General features: G+C 41.0%; 1 protein-coding gene. It reads left to right on the forward strand.

The genetic code is table 11. The annotated features are described in order from the left end of the window. Positions 1–378: hypothetical protein (locus AC0L3B_RS38605; RefSeq protein WP_473382884.1), on the forward strand; the 378-nt coding region annotated here is incomplete at both ends.

The raw sequence follows: 378 nt of genomic DNA on the forward strand, positions 1-378 counted from the left end.
TCGGATTATATTATTTACACCATGGTCGGCGACGATCACTGCTCTTGGTATTATGAGTTAAAAGACGAAAGGATAGATGAGGCATTAAGAGTCTTAAATGAGAGCCAAGTTAAAATAAGCTATAAATTTCGCGGGGTTGTGTCCGGCGTAATTAGCAGACTAATACTTAACGCCGTTAGAACTATATTCGGAGAGCGTGAAAACAAAGATGCAATTGCCAGCGCCATTATCGCTTTGGAACAAAAAATAGATTTGCTAGTGGGTGTCAAGGTAGTCATAGCCCAGAACGAAAAATTCAAAGTTTGGATGACCGAAGACAATCGGATAGTCCATCACGTGAAAAAGGCATTCATGACACCTGAAGTAGGAGAGGCTGTT

It is taken from the genome of Bradyrhizobium sp. Kon56 (assembly GCF_055807635.1).